General features: G+C 57.8%; 16 protein-coding genes. All 16 read right to left on the minus strand.

Annotation, left to right across the window (positions count from 1 at the left end):
- A partial coding sequence (locus tag IDH41_RS31620; protein ID WP_223830147.1) for a transposase occupies window positions 1-494 on the minus strand: 494 nt, incomplete at its 3' end.
- A 620-nt stretch (window positions 495-1,114) separates the two neighbouring features.
- Window positions 1,115-2,239 carry a ribosome biogenesis GTPase YqeH gene (gene yqeH / locus IDH41_RS28375; protein ID WP_317890833.1) on the minus strand — a complete coding sequence of 375 codons (1,125 nt, stop codon included), beginning with the start codon at window positions 2,237-2,239 and terminating at the stop codon, window positions 1,115-1,117.
- Complete coding sequence (locus IDH41_RS28380) at window positions 2,236-2,760, minus strand: YqeG family HAD IIIA-type phosphatase (RefSeq protein ID WP_190867253.1); 525 nt, start codon at window positions 2,758-2,760, stop codon at window positions 2,236-2,238. The genes yqeH and IDH41_RS28380 overlap by 4 nt, the downstream gene beginning before the upstream one ends.
- 154 nt (window positions 2,761-2,914) lie before the next feature.
- Window positions 2,915-5,167, minus strand: a complete 2,253-nt coding sequence (locus tag IDH41_RS28385; RefSeq protein ID WP_190867255.1) for a DUF4129 domain-containing transglutaminase family protein — start codon at window positions 5,165-5,167, stop codon at window positions 2,915-2,917.
- A complete protein-coding gene (locus tag IDH41_RS28390) occupies window positions 5,164-6,411 on the minus strand; it encodes a DUF58 domain-containing protein (RefSeq protein ID WP_190867257.1) in 1,248 nt (415 codons plus the stop codon). The genes IDH41_RS28385 and IDH41_RS28390 overlap by 4 nt, the downstream gene beginning before the upstream one ends.
- Window positions 6,412-6,415: 4 nt before the next feature.
- Window positions 6,416-7,372, minus strand: coding sequence for an AAA family ATPase (locus IDH41_RS28395; protein ID WP_190867259.1), 957 nt, complete (start codon window positions 7,370-7,372; stop codon window positions 6,416-6,418).
- 144 nt (window positions 7,373-7,516) lie between these two features.
- A complete protein-coding gene (gene spoVAE, locus IDH41_RS28400; protein ID WP_190867261.1) occupies window positions 7,517-7,867 on the minus strand; it encodes a stage V sporulation protein AE in 351 nt (116 codons plus the stop codon).
- 6 nt (window positions 7,868-7,873) lie between these two features.
- Window positions 7,874-8,887 (minus strand): stage V sporulation protein AD, encoded by a 1,014-nt coding sequence (gene spoVAD, locus IDH41_RS28405; RefSeq protein ID WP_190867263.1) that lies wholly within the window; start codon window positions 8,885-8,887, stop codon window positions 7,874-7,876.
- 1 nt (window position 8,888) lies between these two features.
- Window positions 8,889-9,380, minus strand: a complete 492-nt coding sequence (spoVAC, locus tag IDH41_RS28410) for a stage V sporulation protein AC (protein ID WP_397328732.1) — start codon at window positions 9,378-9,380, stop codon at window positions 8,889-8,891.
- Between the two features lie 264 nt (window positions 9,381-9,644).
- Entirely contained in the window at window positions 9,645-11,345 is a 1,701-nt protein-coding gene (locus IDH41_RS28415; protein ID WP_190867264.1) for an ABC transporter substrate-binding protein, read from the minus strand.
- Between the two features lie 70 nt (window positions 11,346-11,415).
- Window positions 11,416-12,309 carry a carbohydrate ABC transporter permease gene (locus IDH41_RS28420; protein ID WP_190867266.1) on the minus strand — a complete coding sequence of 298 codons (894 nt, stop codon included), beginning with the start codon at window positions 12,307-12,309 and terminating at the stop codon, window positions 11,416-11,418.
- A gap of 12 nt (window positions 12,310-12,321) precedes the next feature.
- A complete protein-coding gene (locus IDH41_RS28425) occupies window positions 12,322-13,281 on the minus strand; it encodes an ABC transporter permease (protein ID WP_190867268.1) in 960 nt (319 codons plus the stop codon).
- Window positions 13,282-13,576: 295 nt separating this feature from the next.
- Window positions 13,577-15,130, minus strand: a complete 1,554-nt coding sequence (locus tag IDH41_RS28430; RefSeq protein ID WP_190867270.1) for a response regulator transcription factor — start codon at window positions 15,128-15,130, stop codon at window positions 13,577-13,579.
- Window positions 15,127-16,926: a sensor histidine kinase gene (locus IDH41_RS28435; protein ID WP_223830145.1), complete on the minus strand. Its 1,800-nt coding sequence runs from the start codon at window positions 16,924-16,926 to the stop codon at window positions 15,127-15,129. The genes IDH41_RS28430 and IDH41_RS28435 overlap by 4 nt, the downstream gene beginning before the upstream one ends.
- Window positions 16,927-17,084: 158 nt before the next feature.
- Entirely contained in the window at window positions 17,085-17,432 is a 348-nt protein-coding gene (locus IDH41_RS28440; RefSeq protein WP_190867272.1) for a hypothetical protein, read from the minus strand.
- 638 nt (window positions 17,433-18,070) lie between these two features.
- Window positions 18,071-20,893 carry a glycoside hydrolase family 3 C-terminal domain-containing protein gene (locus IDH41_RS28445; protein ID WP_190867274.1) on the minus strand — a complete coding sequence of 941 codons (2,823 nt, stop codon included), beginning with the start codon at window positions 20,891-20,893 and terminating at the stop codon, window positions 18,071-18,073.
- Between the last annotated feature and the right edge of the window lie 5 nt (window positions 20,894-20,898).

The raw sequence follows: 20,898 nt of genomic DNA on the forward strand, positions 1-20,898 counted from the left end.
TGATTGTGCCTCCGGGAACGCACGCGTCTTCCGTTCATGCGACGTTTTCGGCCGGAACGATTGCGCTGGACGCCTTCGACATCGCCCACCGCGACCTCTTTCACCTGATGCTCCAAGCACCAATCCACAAAGGCGCGCGTCGTCTTGTGCAGAGCATCCCGAATTTGACGCTCGCTCCTCGAAAGGACGAATTGGAGCGCCCGGCGGTACTTCTTCCATTGGCGGCTGCCTTTTTTGCACCTTGCCATATGACGGTACATTTCCTTGATTTTCTTGTTCCGAAGGCGCTTGATGCTGCGGAGCTTTCGTCCGGTGATGATCACCGCATGCCCGTCTTCCGTGACGGCGGCAATCGCGTGAACTTCCCCCGGATCGACGGCAGCGATCTGGTTCCCGCTTGCCGGCTCGGCGGCGACGCCATCGTCATAGGTAATGGCAAGCTGCAATCCGCGATCATAGATGAGTTCGATTTCCTTTACCCTCCCGACCGGCATGCGAGAGATGAAAACGACAATCGGCTTCTGCCGCTTCCCTTGATGAAGGCCCAGGCTGAGATGAATCTTCCCGTTCTCATGCAAAGTAAAGCTCTGAGTCGCCCACTTCGTCGAAAAATGCTTTTTCTGCCTGTACGGATAGCGGATGTGGTCGAAGCCTTGCCGTTTTGCTCTTTTGGCATTCTCCCTGGCCCACAAATATTTATGACAGACCGCCTGGATGCTCTGGCTATGTAACGAATACTTTCTTTTCGTAGCTTTCTGAAGCTGGGTCTGATTGATCCACTTGCCGTGTTCCTGATGATAGGCGCGCGCAATCTCTAGACAGTCGTTCCAAACATCTGCCGAAATACGATTGCACGCAAGCAGGCGATCTACATCCGCTTTGCTCGTGCTGAAGGTCGTTTTGTGGACCCGTATCAACCGTTTCACCCTCTTTCGATAATCGAATGGTTGGTACCCGAATCTCTCGGATTTTTCCAAGGAGTTACAGCAATTATACCAAACATATGTTCTTATTGGAAAGTGATGAATGAGATGCTGTTTGAAAGTTTTGATCAAAGCGGGCTGCGATTCATCTCGCCACCTGAAGAGGATGGGAGACTTCTCGCAGCAATGCGTTAAATCATCGAGTCGCGGAGCATGACTTTAACGCCCTTTGGCGCGTAGATATCAAGCTGCGCTCCGCCCGTGCCGTTCACTTGGATCCAGCCCAGCCCCGAAATGAACACGTCCTTGCCGAATCCACGCTTCACGCGGAGCGAATGCCTCGTCCATGCGGGAATGCTCTCCAGCTCCGCAAGCGTAGGCCCGCCGAGCAGCTCGCCGCGGTGATCCGCGTACAGCTCGTCAGCGCGCTCGAGCTTCGTCCGATGCACGTTAAGCGCATTGGAGATGTAGAGCGTGAACGATTGGCGGTCGCCCTCGACGAAGTCGAACCGCACCAGACTTCCGATAAACAGCGTCTGCCCGGAATTGAGCTGGTAGACGAGCGGCTTGATCGGCTTGTCCGGCAGCAGCGCGCCGAGAAAGCTGCGAGGCACGATCTCGGTCATGCGCGATTCGTAGACGATGCCGGGCGTGTCGATGATCGCTTTGCCGTCGTCGAGCGGGATATGCACGGCATCGAGCGTCGTTCCCGGATAACGGGACGTCGTAAGCTCCCGCTCCATGTCGCTGTAATCCCGGATGAGCCGGTTGATGAGCGTCGACTTGCCGACGTTCGTGGCGCCGACCACGTAAACGTCGCGCCCGTTCCTGTACCGGTCGAGCGCGTCGATGACATGCTCGAACCCGATGTTCCGCTTCGCGCTGCACAGCACGACGTCGACGGTGCGCAGCCCCTCCGCCTTCGCTTGCTTCTGCACCCAATTCCGCAGCCGGTTCACGTTCATCGATTTCGGCAGCAGATCGATCTTGTTTACAACGAGCAGTACCGGATTGTTGCCGACGAACCGCTGCAAGCCGGATATGAGGCTGCCTTCGAAATCGTACAGGTCGACGATATGGACGACAAGGCTGTCCGTGCTGCCGATGCTGCCAAGCAGCCTCAAGAAGTCGTCCTGATCGACCGCGATCGACGAAGCTTCATTATAATTGCGGATGCGGAAGCATCGCTGGCAAATAACCGGATCGCGCCCCATGGCCGCGACCGGCAAATAGCCGGGCCTCTCCGGCTGCTCCGTCTGAAGCTGGACGCCGCAGCCCGCGCACGACGATGTCTGACTTTGGTGTTGTTCGTTCACTTCGTATCCCCCTCGTACCATAACCCTTTTTTCCGCAGGCGGATCAGCGCGACCCGCTCGATCATCCGGTTCACCCGCGTCATGACGCCTTCGTCCGCCGGAGCGATCGGCGTGACCAGAATCGTATATAGTCCCATCCGGTTGCCGCCAAGCACGTCCGTCATCATTTGATCGCCGATGACGACGGTCTGCTCGGGTCCTAGTCCAAGCAATTGAAGCGCCTTGCGGAACGCTTTCGCCGCCGGCTTGCGCGCGGCGTGAATATAAGGAATATTGAGCGGCGAGGCGAATCGCCCCACGCGCGAATCGTTGTTGTTGGATACGATTACGACATGGAAGCCGCGCGCGCGCACGGCGTCGAGCCAAAGCACGAGCTCGGGCGTCGCGAGCGCCTCCTTCGCGCCGACAAGCGTATTGTCCAAATCCGTTATGATGCCGCGGACCCCCCGCGACTCCAGCTCATCCAAATTGATTTCATAGACCGAATTCACGCGCATATGCGGCAACAGCCGTTCAAACATAATCGATATCCCTCTGCTTTCTGCCTGCTATCTTACGAAACTATACCATACAAACCAAATTTGTTGCAAAAAAATACCGCCCCCATTAGGATGGTCAGGCGGTATTCCCGTTATTACATTCGGCGCGGCCCGTAAGGCCGCCGCTTCGCGGCCGTTATCGCAGCTGATCGATCAGCGATCGGACCTTCACGACGAAGCGGTCGGCTTCCTCGGCGGTCGCGACGGACCGGCCGTATTTCGCCTGCTCGAAGCCGTCCAGCACCGCTCTGAAATCGTCCCGCAGCCGTTTCCGGCTTTGCGACCAGCGTAGCACCGCTTCCCGGAGCGTCTCGTGATCGGACCGCTCGAGGCCGCGTTTCCTACAGATGCGAAGCAGCTTCTGCGTCTCGATCACCATCCGGTCGTTGTTCGTATACGAGCCGTGACGAAGCTTGCGCCAGAAGAAGACGATTTGTTTGCGGCGAACGAACAACAGGTAAGCTGCCGCGGCCGCCAGGAGAGCGGCCGAGCTCCACAACCAGAAGCCGGCGTTCGATTCGCGCTCGATCGCGACGGGATCGGCCGCCTCCGTCACGGTTTCTTCCGTCTCGGGCAGGACTTCCGGTTCTTCTTCGGCGAACGTGTTCGGGAAGGTGAAGCCGGCCGTCGCCTCGAACGGAACCCATCCGAAGCCTTCGAAATAAATTTCGACCCACGAGTGGGCGTCCGAGTTCCGGACCGTATAGGTGCCGGCGCCCGCCGGATTGATGTCCTCCTCCAAATAATCGCCGGGAGGGCCGTAGGTATTGACCGGCAGCGTTCCCGGAGCGAACCCCTTCACCCATCTTGCCGGCAGACCGAGGCTGCGCGCCATGACCGCCATCGAGGTGGAGAAATAATCGCAGTAGCCTTCCTTCAGCTCGAACAGGAATTGATCGACGAAATCGCCGGAGTCGCCAGTCAGCTTCGTCAAATCCGGCTTGTTATTGTAAGTGAAATTCAGCCTGAGGTAAGATTCGAGCAGTCTCGCCTTGTCATAGTCGTTCGTCCCCTCCGCCGTCGCTTCCTCGGCCAGGTCCCTGACCCGCTGCGGCAGCGAATCCGGCAGCTGCAAATAATAAGCGTTGCGGACGGCGTCCGCCCTGTCGCTCCAGCCGGCGTTCGCCGCCCGAAGCTTCTCTTCGTCGAGCAGCGCCACGGTCGAGGTCACGGAATAGGATTCGGGATATCTCTTCCTCTGCATCGACCAATTCAGAAGCCGAAGCTCCCACGAATCCGGAGCCCACGCCAGGTCGCTCGGGAAGTTCGCCTCTTCCGAGCCGATCCAATTGACTCTCGTCACCGGCGCGGCGGCGAACAGCACCGGATAGACGTCCTTGCGGATCATCGTGACGATCTGATTGACCTCGATCGTGCCGGCGACCGGATCGTCCGCCCCGGTCGGCAGCTTCGCGCCTTTCCCGACGCCCATGATGGACGCGTTCTCCATGTCGCCGTCGTCCGTCCATCCAGCGCCGGAGTAGAATGCCTTCGACTCGCCGCGCCAGTAGCTGCGGTGCGAGGTCGATATGGTCATCATCGGCGAATAATCGTATTCGAAGCCGCCGCCCAGCTGCTCGTCGCTTCGGCTGTAACCGGAGCTCGCGTCCCCCGTGCTGCCGGGCGCCGCGGCTTCCGTCCCCTTGTCTCCGAGAAACACCTGTACGGACTCGCCCTTCGATTGCTTCCATAGCGTATAAGGATCCTGCAGGAGCGGAGACAAGGACGGCATGTTCAATCCGACTGCCATTAATACGGTCAAGACGAGCGCGATCGGCACGATTAATTGAAGCGGATATTCCAGCAGCTCCTTCCAGCTGCTCGGATGTTCTCGCTGCAGCTTGGAGAGATGGGCGGCCACGAGCCACAGCAGTCCGATGAAGACGACCATCCCCACTTCGTCCCACAGCCAGATCGGGGTGAACGAATCGGCTATCGTGAGCGTCAGCAAGCTGACGCCGATGAGGCCGAACATCCTGACCCGCGTCGTCGTCCACGAGGCGAATAACGCGTAGATCAGCAGCAGGAAGCAGCTGATCCAGATGAACGGGTGCAGCTGCGCGGTATGCGCCTGCAGCCACCAAATCCATTCCTGCCAACGCTCCGGTCTCGAAATGAGCCATTCCATCCCGGAGAACCGCGTCGTGATGTAGACGGCCGCCGCCGCTTGAACAAGCAGCTTCGCAAGCCGCCACCGCAGCGGGAGCAGCAGGTCGACCGCCAGAGCGGCGAAGATCGTGCAATAGGCGACGCGGTATGTCTCTTCCCACCAATAATCTTCGAATATCGCGATCGTATTCGTCAGGATGACGGCAACGAAAATAAAGATAAGCTTCGTATACCAATGATTAGCCAGGTATGCCGCAAGCGGCTTCAAAGTCCGCTTCATGCGATTCCTCCTCCTTCCAATACGACCGGAAGCTCCTGAAGCTGACGGATTTCGAACACCGGCCAGCCTCGCTCGCGCATGGCTTTCCTCCAGGCCGGCTGATGGCCCGGCTTGTCGGCAGGCGTAGAAATGTGGAGCAGACACGGCAAAATGCCTTTGCGCGACAACCATTCCATGCTGCGTATCGTGTCCGCGCCCGTATCCGGCGAGATGACGATCGCGAAGCAGCCGGGCTCCAGCATCGAGTCGGCGAGCTGCAGCGAGGCATACAGCGGACGGGCGGCGTCGGCATCGACGAAGGTCAAGTGCTTCATGGTCATATTGCGCTGCTCGATGCCGGACTTCGGCGCGATCATCGTCATCGTCTCGCCGACGGAGAGCAGCCCCATTGCCGTGTCCTCCTTCAGGCCGTTCTCCAGCAAGGAGGCGGCGGCGGATACGGCAAGCTCGAAACGGCCGGCCGCATCTTCCCCGTATGCCGCCTGATGCCGGTCGAGGACGACGAGCGTGCGCGGCAGCGATTCCCGCTCGAACGCCTTCGACTTCCATTCGCCGGTTTTGGCCGTCGCGTTCCAATGGACGCGCGACAAGCGGTCGCCGTACAAATATTCGCGCACGCCGTTGATTTGCGTCGTTTCCTTCGCGGAGCGCGACGCGATCGCGTGCGAATACGGGCCGCGGATGCCGCGCTGAACCCCGTGCCATTGCCGGAGCGGCACCGTCTGGGGAAGCACGCTGAACACGGTCTCCGAGCCGAACTGGCCGGCATGCTCGAACAAGCCGAATACGTCGTATGAAAGGCATTCCGTATGCGTAAACCGGTACTCCCCCCGCTGAAGCGGCGGCGTCTGATACGTCACCTGCCCGGATCGCTTCCAGTTCGGGACGAAGGACGTTTCGAAAGCGAGCTTCTGCCCGTTATGGCGCTGCAGCCGATCTCTGACGATGACGTAAGGAAGCGGGTAATAGCCCGGGATTTTCACGTTCAGGCTGACGTCCAGCGAGCTGCCAGCCGACAGCGAGTGATCCATCGCCGCGCCCCCCGAGCTCGCGTATACCCGGCTGCCGTTCACGCGATGGATGCCGCTCCATCTTCCGAGCACTAAATATAGCAAAAGCAAATTCAATATCATAAAGAGCATGAAAGCGGTCTTGCCGCCTTGGAACAAAAAATAAAACAGACTGGCCGTATAAATGACTGCTACCAGCTGCCAGCGCAGCTTCGAAGATTTCGCCGCCGCCATCGGACTAGCGCTCTAGCCTGACCGGCACTTTCGTGGATTGAATGACCTGCGCGACGATATCCTCCGCCCTCACGCCGTTCATTCTCGCTTCGGTGCGGAGCAGCAGTCGATGCGACAGCACGTAAGGCGCCAGCTCCTTCACGTCGTCCGGCGTAACGAAGCTCCGCTGCCGGATATACGCGCTTGCCTTCGACGCCCTCGCGAGCGCCAGCGCCGCCCGCGGGCTTGCGCCGAGCAGAACGCTCGCGTGCTCCCTCGTGCCGCGGATCAAGCTGACCAAATATTTGCCGACGGCGTCGTCGATGTGCACGCCGAGCACCTGCTCCTGGATATGGAGCATGTCTTCGATGCCCATCATCGGCTCGATCCTCTCCGACGGGTGGATGCCTTCATTGGACATGACCATGCGATGCTCGTCGGCTTCGCTCGGATAACCGAGCGACAGCTTCATCATGAACCGGTCGAGCTGCGCCTCGGGCAGCGTGTAGGTGCCCTCGAACTCGATCGGGTTTTGCGTCGCCAGCAGCACGAACGGGCGCGGCAGCTCATACGTGTCGCCGTCCACCGTCACATGCCCCTCCTCCATCGCTTCGAGAAGAGCGGATTGGGTTTTCGTCGTCGCCCTGTTAATCTCGTCGGCGAGCAATATATTGGACATGACCGGACCCGGACGGAATAAAAACGTTTCCTGCTTCGGATGATAAATGGAAACGCCCGTAATGTCGGTCGGGAGCAGATCGGGATTGCACTGAATCCGGCGGAATTGGCCGCCGATCGATTTGGCGAGCGCTTTTACAAGCTGCGTTTTGCCTGTGCCGGGAACGTCTTCGAGAAGCACGTGTCCGCCCGCGATAACGGCGATGAGCAGTCTTTGGATTTCCTCCTGTTTGCCAAGGATACAAGATTCTAAGTTACGGAGAATGGAAGCACATAATTGCATGTCTGCAGGACGAATATCCATTTGATGACCTCCCGGATCGTATGCTAGTAATAAAATGATTAATACTACTATTTTACAGTACTTCCTTTCCGGTACACAAACGTTTTCGCTCCAAAAAAAATTGGAAGATCCCACAGGGATCTTCCAATGCAAGGAAAGCTAGCTTCATCCTTTTGGCCGCACGACCAGCGCGGCCAAGAACGAGAAGATGATCGCGGCCGATATCCCGGCGCTCGTCACTTTGAAGATGCCGGAGATGACGCCGATCCAGCCTTGGCTGTGCAGCTCGGTCAGCGCGCCGTGCACGAGCGCGTTGCCGAAGCTCGTAATCGGCACGGTTGCGCCCGCCCCGGCGAATTTGACGAGCGGCTCATACAGGTCGAACCCGTCCACGATGGCGCCGATTACGACGAGCGTGGCCATCGTATGAGCCGGGGTCAGCTTCATGACGTCAAACATCAATTGCCCGAGCACGCAAATCGCGCCGCCGACAAGAAAAGCCCACAAAAAAATCATATCCGCCTACTCCTTTCCTGCGCTAATCGCTACGGCATGCGCGATGCACGGAATGCTCTCGCCCTGCTGGTACGACAGCGGGGACAGCAATGCGCCAGTGGCGACGACCAGTATCCGGTTCAGCTCGCCCTTCTTCACGCGCTTGAGCAGATGGCCGTACGTCACGACGGCCGAACAAGCGCAGCCGCTGCCGCCTGCCTGCACCTTCTGCTTCTCGACGTCGTATACCATGAGCCCGCAGTCGCCGAACACCGTATCGTTCATCGGCACGTTGTTTTGCAGCAGCAAATCCTTCGCGATCGGATGGCCGACGCCCGCCAAGTCGCCCGTTACGATCAGGTCGTAATCGCCGGGCGAGCGGCCCGTATCGTTGAAATGCGCCTGAATCGTGTCGACGGCCGCGGGGGCCATGGCCGCTCCCATATTGAACGGGTCCTTGATGCCCAAATCGACGATTTTGCCGATCGTCGCGCATTCGACAACCGGTCCTTCCCCTTCGGCGGCGACGACGGCGGCGCCGGCTCCCGTCACGGTATATTGTGCGGTCGGAGGCTTCTGCGATCCGTATTCGGTCGGATAGCGGAACTGCTTCTCCGCGGTGCAGTTGTGGCTGCAAGTGCCGGCCAGCACATGGCTGCCCGACCCGGAGTTCACGATAAGCGATGCCAGCGCGAGCGTCTCCATCGACGTCGAGCAGGCGCCGAAGACGCCGATGTACGGCACGCCGAGCGATCTGGCCGCGAAGCTGTTGCTGATGATCTGGTTCATCAGATCGCCGCCGACGTAATATTGGACCTGGCCCCTGTCGATGCGGGCATTCTGGATGGCGAATTCGGACGCCTGCTCGAGCAGCAGGCGCTCCGCCTTCTCCCAGCTTTTTTGCTGCATGTCGAGCTCCGGGTGAACAAGGTCAAAGTCCGCCGCAAGCGGCCCGTTGCCCTCGTCCGGGCCTACGACGGTCGCTTCGCCGATAATGACGGGGCGCTTCTCGAACCACCAAGACTGTTTTCCTCGCAGCATGTCACTGCCCCCCAGTACCCAATATAAGATGAACGATGCCGACGAAGAACGCCGCGACCGTGCCGTAGACGATAACGGCTCCGGCGAGCTTGAACATGTTGCCGCCGACCCCGAGCACAAGTCCTTCGCTCCGGTGCTCCAGCGCGGCGGAGCACATCGAGTTCGCGAATCCCGTGACCGGCACGGCCGAGCCTGCGCCTGCCCATTGCGCAAGCTTGTCGTATACGCCAAGGCTCGTTAAAATAACGGAAAGCAATATAAGCACGGCGACCGTCGGATTGCTTGCCTGCTCGTTGCTCATCCCCATGAGATGGACGAACAGCTCTTGAATGGCTTGCCCAAGGACGCAGATCGCTCCGCCGACCACGAATGCTTTCACGCAGTTCGCGAAGATCGAGCGCGGGGGTTCCTTGGTTTTCGCAAACGACTGGTATTCCTTCGGCGACATCGACATTTTTTTGAATCTTTGCGCGCCCTTGCTTTTGGTAGCCACAGCTGCACTCTCCTTATCTGTTACGGCCGCTAAAATAACCGAATCCCCGGTCCCTTAGCCGCTTTCCTTTGTTCTGCTTCATTATTTGTAATCGCAGGAATCAATATTCCAGCAAAAAAAAGGATTGCCCGGGAGCGGCAGCAATGCCCGGGCAATCCAGAAAACCATCCATATCCTTCCATTATCATGACGCCAGGGCGCCGAGCCGAACGAAGAAGAGAGCCCATCGCGACGGGCTCTCCCCTTTCCTTGCCTATTCCGATCTTATTTCGACCATAGCTCGACGCGGTCTTGAACCATCTTCGTGAACTCTTCGTTCAGCTTCGCCACGCCCGCGTCCTCGAGGTCTTTCAGGAACGCGTCGTAAATTTTGTCGAAGTCGGCCGGTTTCGCGAGAATCGCTTCCGGGATGCGCTTCTTCATAATATCCTGCGTCTTCTGGAAAATAACGTTCGCTTGGGAGCCTGTCTCGAACGGAAGCGTCCAAGCGGCGCCGTATTTGCGTTCAGGGAACGCGTCGTCGGCTGGCCACAGATCCTTGTACGTCGTTGCGCCGTATGCCGCAAGCGTCTTTTTGTCTTCTTCGGAATACGCGGTTTGAATTTGTTCAGGGAACGTCGTCGTGTAGTAGTTGCCGGACGGATCCTTCACGCCGTCGCCGTAACGGGCGGACAGCAGGTAGTTGCCGATGCCGGTCGTTTTCTTGAACGTATTGTTGTCGTTCGATTTCATCGCTTGAACGTCTTCGGGAATGACGCGCTTGCCGTCGACTACGTTGTAATGCTTGCCTTCGATCCCCCAGTTGACGAGCACTTGGCCTTCGTCGGAAGCCAGGAAGTCCAGGAATTTGATTAAGCGAACCGGATCCTGAGCGTCCTTCGTAATGCTGATGCCGAAGCCTCCGAGGTAACCCGTTCCTTGGAAGGAATGATCCTGGTACGATTCGTTCAGCGTAACCGGGAAGCGAGCGTAGGTCGCGCCGAATTTGCCTTCGGCTTTCAAGGCGTTTTGCGCGTCGGCATAATCCCAATCCTGGTCGATCAGGCCAAGAACGCGGCCGGATGCGATTTTCGCTTTGTATTGATCGTATTTTTGAACGAAGCTTTCTTTGTCAAGCAGGCCGATGTCGTTCATATGGTTCAGCCAGCGGAAGTACTCTCTTTCTTCCGGGCGCTGGTAGTGCATAATTGCTTCGTGCGTCTCCTGATCGATATAAAATTCGCCGTCGTCCGGCGCGCCGGTTGCGTAGAACGCCGGATTCGTAACGGAAATCAAAATTTGCCATTCGCCGCCGTTGAGCGACAGGCCGATCGTCGGTTGGCCGTCAGCCGTCTTCGGATTTTTCTCGATATAGGCTTTGATTGCATTTTCGTAGTCTTGAACCGTTTTGATTTCCGGATAACCGGCTGCTTCAAGCACTTGGTGCTGCAATTGGAAGCCGCCGCCCGCTTCGAAGTACGTTTGATTTACGCCTGCTTGCGGCAGGACGTAGATCGCATCGTCATCCGCGCTCCAGGCAAGACGGTTGAAATATTCCCCGTATACCTTCTTGATGTTGGGGCCATGCTCTTCGATCAGGGGACGAAGATCGACTAACGCGCCGGCGTCAACCAGCTTGCCTGAATTTCCCTTCGCCATAACGAGGTCCGGATACTCGTCGCTCGCTACCATGAGCGAGAACATATCCGCATCGGAGCCGCCGACCGGAAATTCCTGCTTCAGCGTAATGCCCGTTTTTTCTTGGATCGCTTTGCCGACTTCCGATTGCATGTCGTCCCAGTTCGGGTTGTTGTCGCCGGACGCGAGACGGACGGTTATCGGCTCGAGCGACTCGCCTTCGTTTGCCCCTCCGTTGTTCGCTCCGGCGTTCGCGCCGCCTTCGTTGTTCGAATTGCCGCATGCCGTGACGAATACGAATACGAGTGCGAGCAGCAGGCTGAGGAACATTTGCGTCTTTCTCTTCATTGCTGTACTGCCTCCCTTTTTGTGTGCGTGAATGCTTCTATAACAACAGGAATCCTGCTATTACCGCGGATCAGCTTTTTACGGCGCCGAGCGTCATGCCTTTGACGAAATACTTTTGCAGGAACGGATACACGAGCAAGATCGGCACCGTTACGACGATGGTAATCGCCATTTTGATAGACTCCGGCGATACGGACGAAATCGCTTGCTGGGCATTCGGGTCGCGATAATTGCTGCCCGTTTGCGTAGACAGGAGCACCTTCATCAGCTCGTATTGCAGCGTCGTGTTCTCCGGGCTCCGGTTGTTGTACAGGTACGTATCGAACCAGGAATTCCAGTGGCCGACGGCGATGAACAGCGCGATCGTCGCGAGAACGGGCTGGCAAAGCGGAAGAATGACCTTCCAGAAAATCGTCCAGTCGTTCGCGCCGTCGATCTTCGCCGATTCCTGAAGCGCGTACGGCAGCCCGTCGATATACGAACGGATGACGAAGACGTTCCAGACGCTCAGCAGCGCGGGGATGATATAGACCGCGAACGTGCTGATCAAGCCGAGATTTTTCATAAGAAGGAAGCCTGGAATGAGGCCGCCCGAGAAATACATCGTGAGGGCGAACAGCACCGACATCCATCTTCTCGCCTGGAAGTCGGGGCGGCTTAGCGTGTAAGCCATCATCGACGCCGAGATGACCCCGATCGCGGTGCCGAGCACCGTCCGGATGACGGAATTTTTAAAGCCGGTAAGCAGACCTTCGAAACCGAAGATCGTTTCGTAGTTTTTCATCGTAAACTCGCGGGGGTAAATCGTAAGTCCCCCTCTTACCGTATCGACCGAATCGTTGAACGAGATGGCGAGTACGTTAAGGAACGGATATAAGGTAACGATCGTGACGATCGCCATGAACACGTAGATGAAAATATCGAACGCTTTGTCGCCGAACGTTTTGCTTGCAACGCCTTGCATGTGCCGCGCCTCCTATATGATCGATTCTTTGGTGACCCGCTTGTATATGCCGTTCGCGACGAACACGAGCAGGATGCTGACAACGGAGTTGAAGATGCCGATGGCCGTGCCGTACGAATATCGGCCCATCTGGATTCCGTATTTGAGCGCATACAGGTCAAGCACCTCGGAGTAATCCGATACTAGAGGGTTGCCCAGCAGGAACTGCTTCTCGTAGCCGATGCTGATCAAATGTCCGATCGACAGGATGAACAGCACCATGAACGTCGTGCGGATGCCCGGCAGCGTAATATGCCACATTTTGCGGAAGCGTCCCGCCCCGTCGACGGTCGAAGCTTCGTACAGCTCCGGATCGATGCCGGCCATGGCGGCCAGGAAGATGATCGAGTTCCAGCCCATCTCCTTCCACAGATCCGATAAGGTGACGATGCCCCAGAACATTTCGCCCTTGGCCATGAACTGGATCGGCGCGTCGATGATGCCAAGCCACATGAGCAGCTGGTTCACGGCGCCTCCGTCCGTCGACAGCATCTTCGATACGATGCCCGCTACGACGACCCACGAGACGAAGTGAGGCAAATACGAGATCGTTTGTACCGAGCGCTTGAAAAACTGGCCTCTCATTTCGTTCAATAATAAGGCAAAAATAACGGGAACGGTAAAACCGACGATTAGACCCATCGTGCTCATCGCCAGCGTGTTGCGCAGAACGATGTAGAAGCGTTCATCCTGGAACAATTCGATGAAATTATCGAGACCGACCCAATTCTGATTGAAGATCGAATCTTTCGGTTTGTAGTTTTGAAAGGCGGTCAGCCAGCCCCATACGGGCACGTAACTGAATATAACGATCCATATGACGAACGGTAGCGACATCAAGTACAAATATCGCTGCTGGAAAGCTTTGAACCAGAACCGGTTCTTCCTCTGCGTCGTCCCCGTCTGCGGGGCACTCTCTGTTAGCGGTTTCATCTGCGCTCCTCCTACTGTTATTGCGGTCCGCGTCTGCGGCTTCGGGCAAGCTTGTTTCTCGTCTGTGTAGCTTACCCTCTCCTAACTGTACTAATCATAAACGAAGCGGCCCGCTCCGGTGCACCCGACAAATTAGACGTAAAATCATATCAAAATAAGCACTTTCAAACGCTTTCATTGCGGTTGATTTCCAGGTCATAGGGAGCGCAAAAAGACGCCGCGGCCGCTTGTTTCCGTCGGAAACATAGCGGCCGCGGCGTCTGCAGCGAGATCCGGCCATACGGCTCCCCGTCCCTTATTCCGTGGCGCCCTTGCCGCCGGCGCCCTTGAAGGAGGATGGAGAAACCCCTTTATATTTTTTGAACTTGCTGTGAAAATAGTCGACGTTCGCGTAGCCGACCCGCTCCGACACTTGATGCACCTTGAGTCCTTCCTGCAGCAGCTCGATCGCGTGCTGGATTCGAACCCGGTCCAGGTACGTGTTGAAGTGCTCGCCCGTATGGTTTTTGAACATTTTGCCCAAGTACCCGCTGTTGTAATTGAACAGCTCGGCAAGCGTCTCCAGCTTGATGTTCTCGCTGTAGTGGCGTTCGATGAAATCGGTCATCTTCTTCATGACGGACGAATTGTCCGATTTCCCGATCTTCGCAGCCAATTCCGACAGCCGCTCCCGCAGCTGCGCCAGCATCTCGTCGTAGTGATGGGCGAGGTACAAGGCGGTTACCATATTCAAATCCTCCTGCAGCGACAGCTGCGGATTCGACGTCGCCGCCTTGTTCAGCACGATCGTCAGCAGCTGCGCCCAGCCCGACTTCACGGACTGCTCGGACGAGTCATGCGCGCATATGCGGTCGGAAGCTTCCTGCAGCGTCTTCTCCACGCCGTCCTTGCTGCCGATATCGAGCATGTAGAACAGCTTCTCGGCAAGAGCGTTCATATCGGGCTCGGACGGCCGCTCTTCGATCGGATTGGCCGCCTCTTCGATCGAGGCGATATGGATCTGTCGGCCGCTCTGCATGAACCGGCGCTTCAGCAGCCCGCGCACGGCACCGGTCCAATCCTCCAGCTCCCGAAGCTCCCGGACCGGCATGCTCGCGGCCGCCGTGAAGCGGATTCTCTCCCCGCAGCTTTCCTCGATCCATTGCCGCATCTCCTCCCGCGAGCCGTTCTGCAGCAAATAATCTTTGAGAAGCACGCCGACGAACGGCTCCGCCGAGAATACCCAGCCGATCTGCTTCTGCTCGACGAGATCGGCCAGCTTCTTGCGCACCGTCGCATTCATCGTCAGCGAATGCTCCCTGCTGTACAGCTCGATCAACAGCAGCTGGTAATACTTCGCGGGCGTTCCGAGGAGGCGCTTCAGCTCCTCGCCGTCCGCGTAAGCGGCAGACGGCTTGCCCGACGCCAGCTGCTGCAGCAGCTCCTCGCGCAGCAGCGCGGTCGTCTGCTCCGTGCTCTCCTGCTTCGCGCTGCTCAGCTTGAGCTGCTCGCCGATTCGCTCCACGTAAGCATCCAGCTCGTCCTCGTCGATCGGCTTCAGGATATAGCCGTCCACGCTGTGCGCGATCGCCTGCTTCGCATAATTGAAATCGGCATATCCGCTCAAGATCAGAATGCGGCAGACGGTGTCCGTCTTTCGGATTTCTTCGATCGCCTGCAGCCCGTCCATGCCCGGCATGCGGATATCGATCAGAATCAAATCCGGCCGGAGCTCCTTATGCTTCTCTACCGCTTCCCTTCCGTTCGAAGCGGTACCGGCGACGAGGAAGCCCCGTTTCCCCCAATCGACGATCGATTGCAGTCCTTCGCGAATCATCGGCTCGTCGTCGACGATTAGCACCTTATTCATAGTGTTGACCCCCCGATTGGAATTTCGAACGAAATTCGCGTGCCCTCTCCCGGCTTGCTGTGAATCGTTAATCCGTATTCTTCCCCGTAGATCATGACGAGCCTCTGGTGCACGTTGCGCAGCCCGATCCGGTATTCTTCCTCTTCTTCCATGTCGTGCAGCGATTCGATGATCTCTTTTTTCTTCTCCTCGCTTATTCCTACGCCGTTATCGGCCACCTCGATCTTAAGCGATCGTTCGCCGAAGGTCGTCGTCAGAGAGACGAACCCGCCTTCCGCAACGTTCTCGAGACCGTGAACGACCGCGTTTTCGACCAAAGGCTGAATGATCAGCGGCGGAATTTCCGTATCCCTGCCCTTTTCGTCGATGCCGAGGCGAAACGCGAGCCGCTCGTCCCCGTACCTGAACTTCTGGATCTCCAAATAGCAGCGTACGATTTCGAGCTCGTCCTTCAGCGCGATTTTTCGGGTCCCGACCTCGAGGTTGCGGCGGATCATCTTGCCGAGCATGCGGACGATGCCCGAAATTTCCGCTTCGCCCTTAATATGGGCCTTCATCCGGATCGACTCCAGCGCGTTGAACAGAAAATGCGGGTTGATCTGGCTCGCCATCATTTTCAGCTTGATTTCCTTCTGCCGCAGCTCCAGCTGCGCCTTCTGCTTCTGCGATTCGGTCACCTCGTCCATCAAGCCGCGGATGCTGACGACCATGTTGTTGAACTGCTTGGACAGAATGCCGATCTCGTCGTTGCCCGACACGTTCGAGATGACGTTCAGATCGCCCATGGCCACCTTGTTCAAATCCTTGTTCAGCACGAGCATCCGCTTGGCGAGAATCGCCGAGAAGATATAGATCAGAATAAACGCGATGACCAGGCTGATCATAATGATGCCGAAGCCGAGCAGGCTGATTCGGTTCGCGCCGCTGACGATGCTGTCGATCGTGAAGACCGAGATAATCTTCAGCCCGTTCCGGCTCGAGTCGGGCAGCAGCTCCTCGACGACGATTTTCGACGGCATGCCGTCGAACTTCATTTCGTACGTGCCGTTCGCCAGATCGGTCAATTGGGCGGCGAAATCGAGGTCCGAAATGTTTTTCCCGACCCATTCGGGATTTTTGGCCGCGATCATGTAGCCGCTGTCATCGATGATCATCGTATCGAACGGCTCCTGGCTGATCATGGCGTTCAATTCGTTCTGGTTCACCCCGATAACGAGCATGCCGCTCGTCCGGTAGGTCGGAAACGAGATTTTGCGCACGAGGCTTAAAAAATAGCGGTTTTCTTTCGTCTCGTCGCTAATGTACGCCCAATGGATCCCGTCCTCCTCCATCGCCGCCTTATACCAGCTTTTTTCCATAATCGGCGGGGTTACCTTCAGAAATTCCCAGTTCTCGAGAATCGACATGTTCGTCGTGTAGAAGCGGATGTTGTAAATTTCGCTGTACAGATGAACGTAATCGCGGAAATCCCGGTAATCCCAGAACGCCTTGACCACTTCGAACGTCGATTTGTAATTCGTGTTCACCACGTCCGTCAAGCGGCTGTCGACGAGCAGCTTGTCCGATATTTCGATCGGCATCCGGATAATGTCCGTCGTCTGCTTCTTGATCCGCTCGACGTTGTTCGTTACCTGCTGAGTCGCCTGATCCAGGACGTTCTGGCGGAAGGCGACCGTCAGGAAGATGCCGACGATGAGCACGGGAACGAACACGACCAATATAAAGGAAAAAATAAGTTTGTTTTTGATCCGGATATTGTTCATCCGTCGCGCGGCGTCTCTCATATACCGCTTCATACCGGCGGCCTCCTCCTTCGATAGGAAAGCGTTGCCATTTCAGGCGAAAACATAAAGCACCCTATATTATAAAGCGGCGGCGCCTCGATTCATACATGCATAATTCGTCCATTCCTCATATGGAAATCAGACGTTGGCGCAAAAGAAAACCGCTCTGCTCAGAGCGGAATGCGGTAAGAGGAATGCTCCTCGATAATATGCTCGCCCATATTGTACACCCACTTGAAGGAAAAACGATCGCCTTCGTAGCCGGTTCTGCTGCGGATGTCCGGCAATATGACGGTTTCGAAATTGTCCAAAATAATGCGCTCGTACCGCGCGAGCCGCTCCTCGTTCTCGTCCCGCAGCCGCCCGGCCTCATCTTCCGACGCCGCGGTTTGCAGGAAGTATGCAAGCGCCGCATCGCCGTCGCTAATTTGTACCGGCAAAGGGCGCCCCGATCCGCGAAACACTTCCTTAACCGTATCGATCCAATCTCTGTATAAGGCAATCGTAATATTCGTCATGATCGTTCGCGGCCTCTTTCCTTCGTTTCCGTTAACCTATAGAATAAAGCCGCATGCCGGAAAATGCAACCGTGGAGGATGACGCTTATCAGGTACTTTCCGCCAAACCGGCACGATTACGCTAGTTCGAACACTTACCGCTCTTGCAATGCTATCCCCCGTCGGTAAGCCCTACCTTTCGAACACGTCACTTCCCACTAATCCGGCACTAGCGCTTAAGTCCGCATCGCTTTCACCAACCCGGCAACTGCCTTCCATCTATCGCGATCCTTTACCCGGCACTTTCGCGCGAGGCATGAAGATGTCCGCCTCCGCTCACCTGTAACTGCCTGATTACCCATGCATTGACTGGAATTTGTTCAATCAAACGGCTGCATACACTGCTCAGGAACGCGTTTGGTTGGATTTTATCCAGTCTGATCGAGCGAATCGGCCTCTATTCACACTTGAAATGCCCTTTTGACTGGAATTTATCCAATCAAATGGCCGCATACGGAGCTCTGGAGCGCTTTTGGTTGGATTTTATCCAGGCAAAATGTCACGATACCGCGCAATGGAAAGTGCCGCATCCACAATAGCGCAAACAAATCAAGCCTCTCCCGTGGCGCCTTAGCGGCCCGTGAGAGGCTTGATTAGTGTTAGCGTACGTTGAAGGCGCTAAGCCTCACGTCGCCTTTAAGCGCGATGACCAAATCGCCGGCAAGGCTCGCAATCGGCGACAGCTCGATTCGGATCGTTCGCCATTCTTGCTCGCCGCCCGCCGCGATCTCGGCGGAACCGGCAAGCTCGCCGCCGATGCGGACCGTCAGCGATCCGCCTTCGGCGCCTCCGCTTACGCGAGCCTCAAGCACCGAGGAGCCGTTCGACCAGTCCGCGTCCGCGAAGGCGATCCAGCCCTCGGTGCCGGTCGGACGAACGCAGGTGCCGCCTTCCTTGCTCTCGTCCAAGTAAACGCCGGCGTAATCGTCGTAGTTCTCGGCGCGCGTCCGTACCGACAGGTCGCGTGCCGGAATTCTCTCGCCCTCGATCGCGATCGTGGCGGATGCCTTCGCGTCGGCGGAAGAGCCTCCGGCCGTGAACGTATAGGACGCCGTCTCCAGGCAGAACCGGTCGCGCGTCACGTCCCAAATCGCCAGCTCCTCAGCCGGCACGGCAAGCTCCACTTGCTTCGTCTCGCCCGGCAGCAGGCCGATGCGCGCAAAGCCGACCAGCTTCTTCAGCGGCCGCCGAACTCTGGACCCTTCCGCGCGGACGTAGAGCTGGACGACCTCGTCGGCCGCCACGGCGGATTCGTTCGTCACTTGCAGACGAGCCGTCACGCTGCCGCCGATGCCGCGCGCCTCGTTCGCGAGTTCGAGCTCGCCGTACCGGAACGCGCCGTAGCTGAGCCCGTGGCCGAACGGGTAAAGCGGCTCGCCGTCGAAGTACAGATACGTCCTCTTCCCTTTCAATATATCGTAATCCATCAGATCGGTCAGCTGCTCCTCGGATTGATACCATGTCATATTAAGCCGTCCCGCAGGCGAATAGTCGCCGAACAGCACGTCGGCCACCGCGTTGCCCAGCTCCTGTCCGGCATGCGACAAGTACACGATCGCCGGAATGTTCCGGTTCGCTTCGTTCAGCGCGAACGGATAGCTGCCGACGACGACGACGACCGTATTCGGGTTCGCCGCGTGCACGGCGCGGATCAATTCGTTCTGCGAGGCCGCAAGCGCAAGACCCGGACGGTCGATCTCCTCTTTGCCGTTGATGAGCGGGTTGTTGCCGACGACGACGATCGCCGCCTCGGACGCCTTCGCGGCCGCGACCGCTTCCGCGATGCCGCTTGCGACAACATCCTTCATGAACAGCTCGCCCTCGCCGATCGCCCCGTCATTCTTCACTTGAAGAGAACCGGTTCCGCCTTCGGCAACCGTCACCGGCTTGCCGTTCCATGTCCGGATGGCGAACCGGCCGTCGTCTTGCCCGTCGAGCTTGAACACTTCCTTGACGAACCAGCCGAACGCCTCGTCCGCTGCCGCCGCGACGTTCACGTCGTCCGCGCTTGTCAGCAGCTTGCCGCTCGCCTTGCTCTCCAGCGTATAGCTGCCCCAGCCCCAGTCGGTCAATTCGAACAGATCGCCTTCGGCTCCCTCGTCTGCGGCGCTCAGCTTGCCTCCGTCTGAAACGGACGCCCGAAGCGCCCGACCGCTGGCCGCCGAACGCAGGACGATGCGGTCGCCCCCGCTGCAGTACGTCACCACTTTGCCTTCCAGCTTGCGCTTAATGCCGCCCAGCGGCGTAACCTTGTACGGCAGCGTGCCGGAGTACCAGTCCCGGTAGACGACGTCCGCAAGCGGCCCGATCACGGCGACGCTGCTTAGCTTCTCCTTGTCCAGCGGCAGCGCGCCGCCTTCGTTCTTCAGCAGCACGACCGATTCGCGCGCCGCCCGAAGCGATAGCTGCGCATGCTCCGGCGCGCACAGCTTCGCATCCGGGACGTCGGCGTACGGCACGCGATCCGCGGGATCGAATTCCCCGAGCCGGAAGCGCACGCGGAACGTATTGATCAGCGCCTTGTCCAGGTCCGCTTCGGTCAGCAGTCCTTCCGCGAGCGCCTCCCGGATCGCGGCGCACGACTTCTCCTTGTCGTCCGTAATGCTGTCGATGCCGGCCTTAATCGCGTGCGCCACGGCATCCTTGTACGAATCGTAATACTTGTGGTCGTTCACGATGCCGAGCAGATCGCCCGCGTCGCTCACGACGAAGCCGTTCATGCCCCACTCGCCCTTCACGACCTTATTCACGTCCTCGTGCAGAATCGTCGGGGTGCCGTTGACGGAATTGTATGAGGTCATCATCGAATGCGCGCCGCCCTTCACGAAGGCAGGCTTGAACGCCGCTTGGTAATACTCCTTCATGTTGCGCGGATCGATGCTGGCCGAGCAGCTGCCGCGGTTGATTTCATTATTGTTCCCGATAAAATGCTTCAGCGTCGCCACCGCTTTGAAATAATGCGGGTGATCGCCTTGAATGCCCTGCACGAGCGCGGCGGTCAGCTCGCCGGTCAGCTTCGGGTCTTCGCCGTAGGCTTCCTCCGTGCGTCCCCAGCGCGGGTCGCGCTCCATATCGACCGTCGGCGCCCACAGCGTCAGGCCGTTGACGGCCGGGTTGCGCTGGTAAAAGACGCGCGCCTCGTCGCCGATAACCGAGCCGATCTCCTTCATGAGCTCCGGATTCCACGTGCACCCGAGCCCGATCGGCTGCGGGAACGTCGTCGCTTCGCCGAGCCATGCCATGCCGTGCGCCGCTTCCGTGCCGTGCTTGTACGCTTTGACGCCAAGCCGCTCGATCGCCGGCTGATACTGGACCATCGATTCGATTTTTTCGTCTAATGTGAAGCGCGACACGAGGTCGGTTACCCGCTCCTCGAGCGGCAATTGTATATTTTCGAACGGAAACCGTATATTCGTCGTCATGAAAG

The sequence above is a fragment of the Paenibacillus arenilitoris genome, from assembly GCF_014705655.1.
GTDB lineage: Bacteria > Bacillota > Bacilli > Paenibacillales > Paenibacillaceae > Pristimantibacillus > Pristimantibacillus arenilitoris.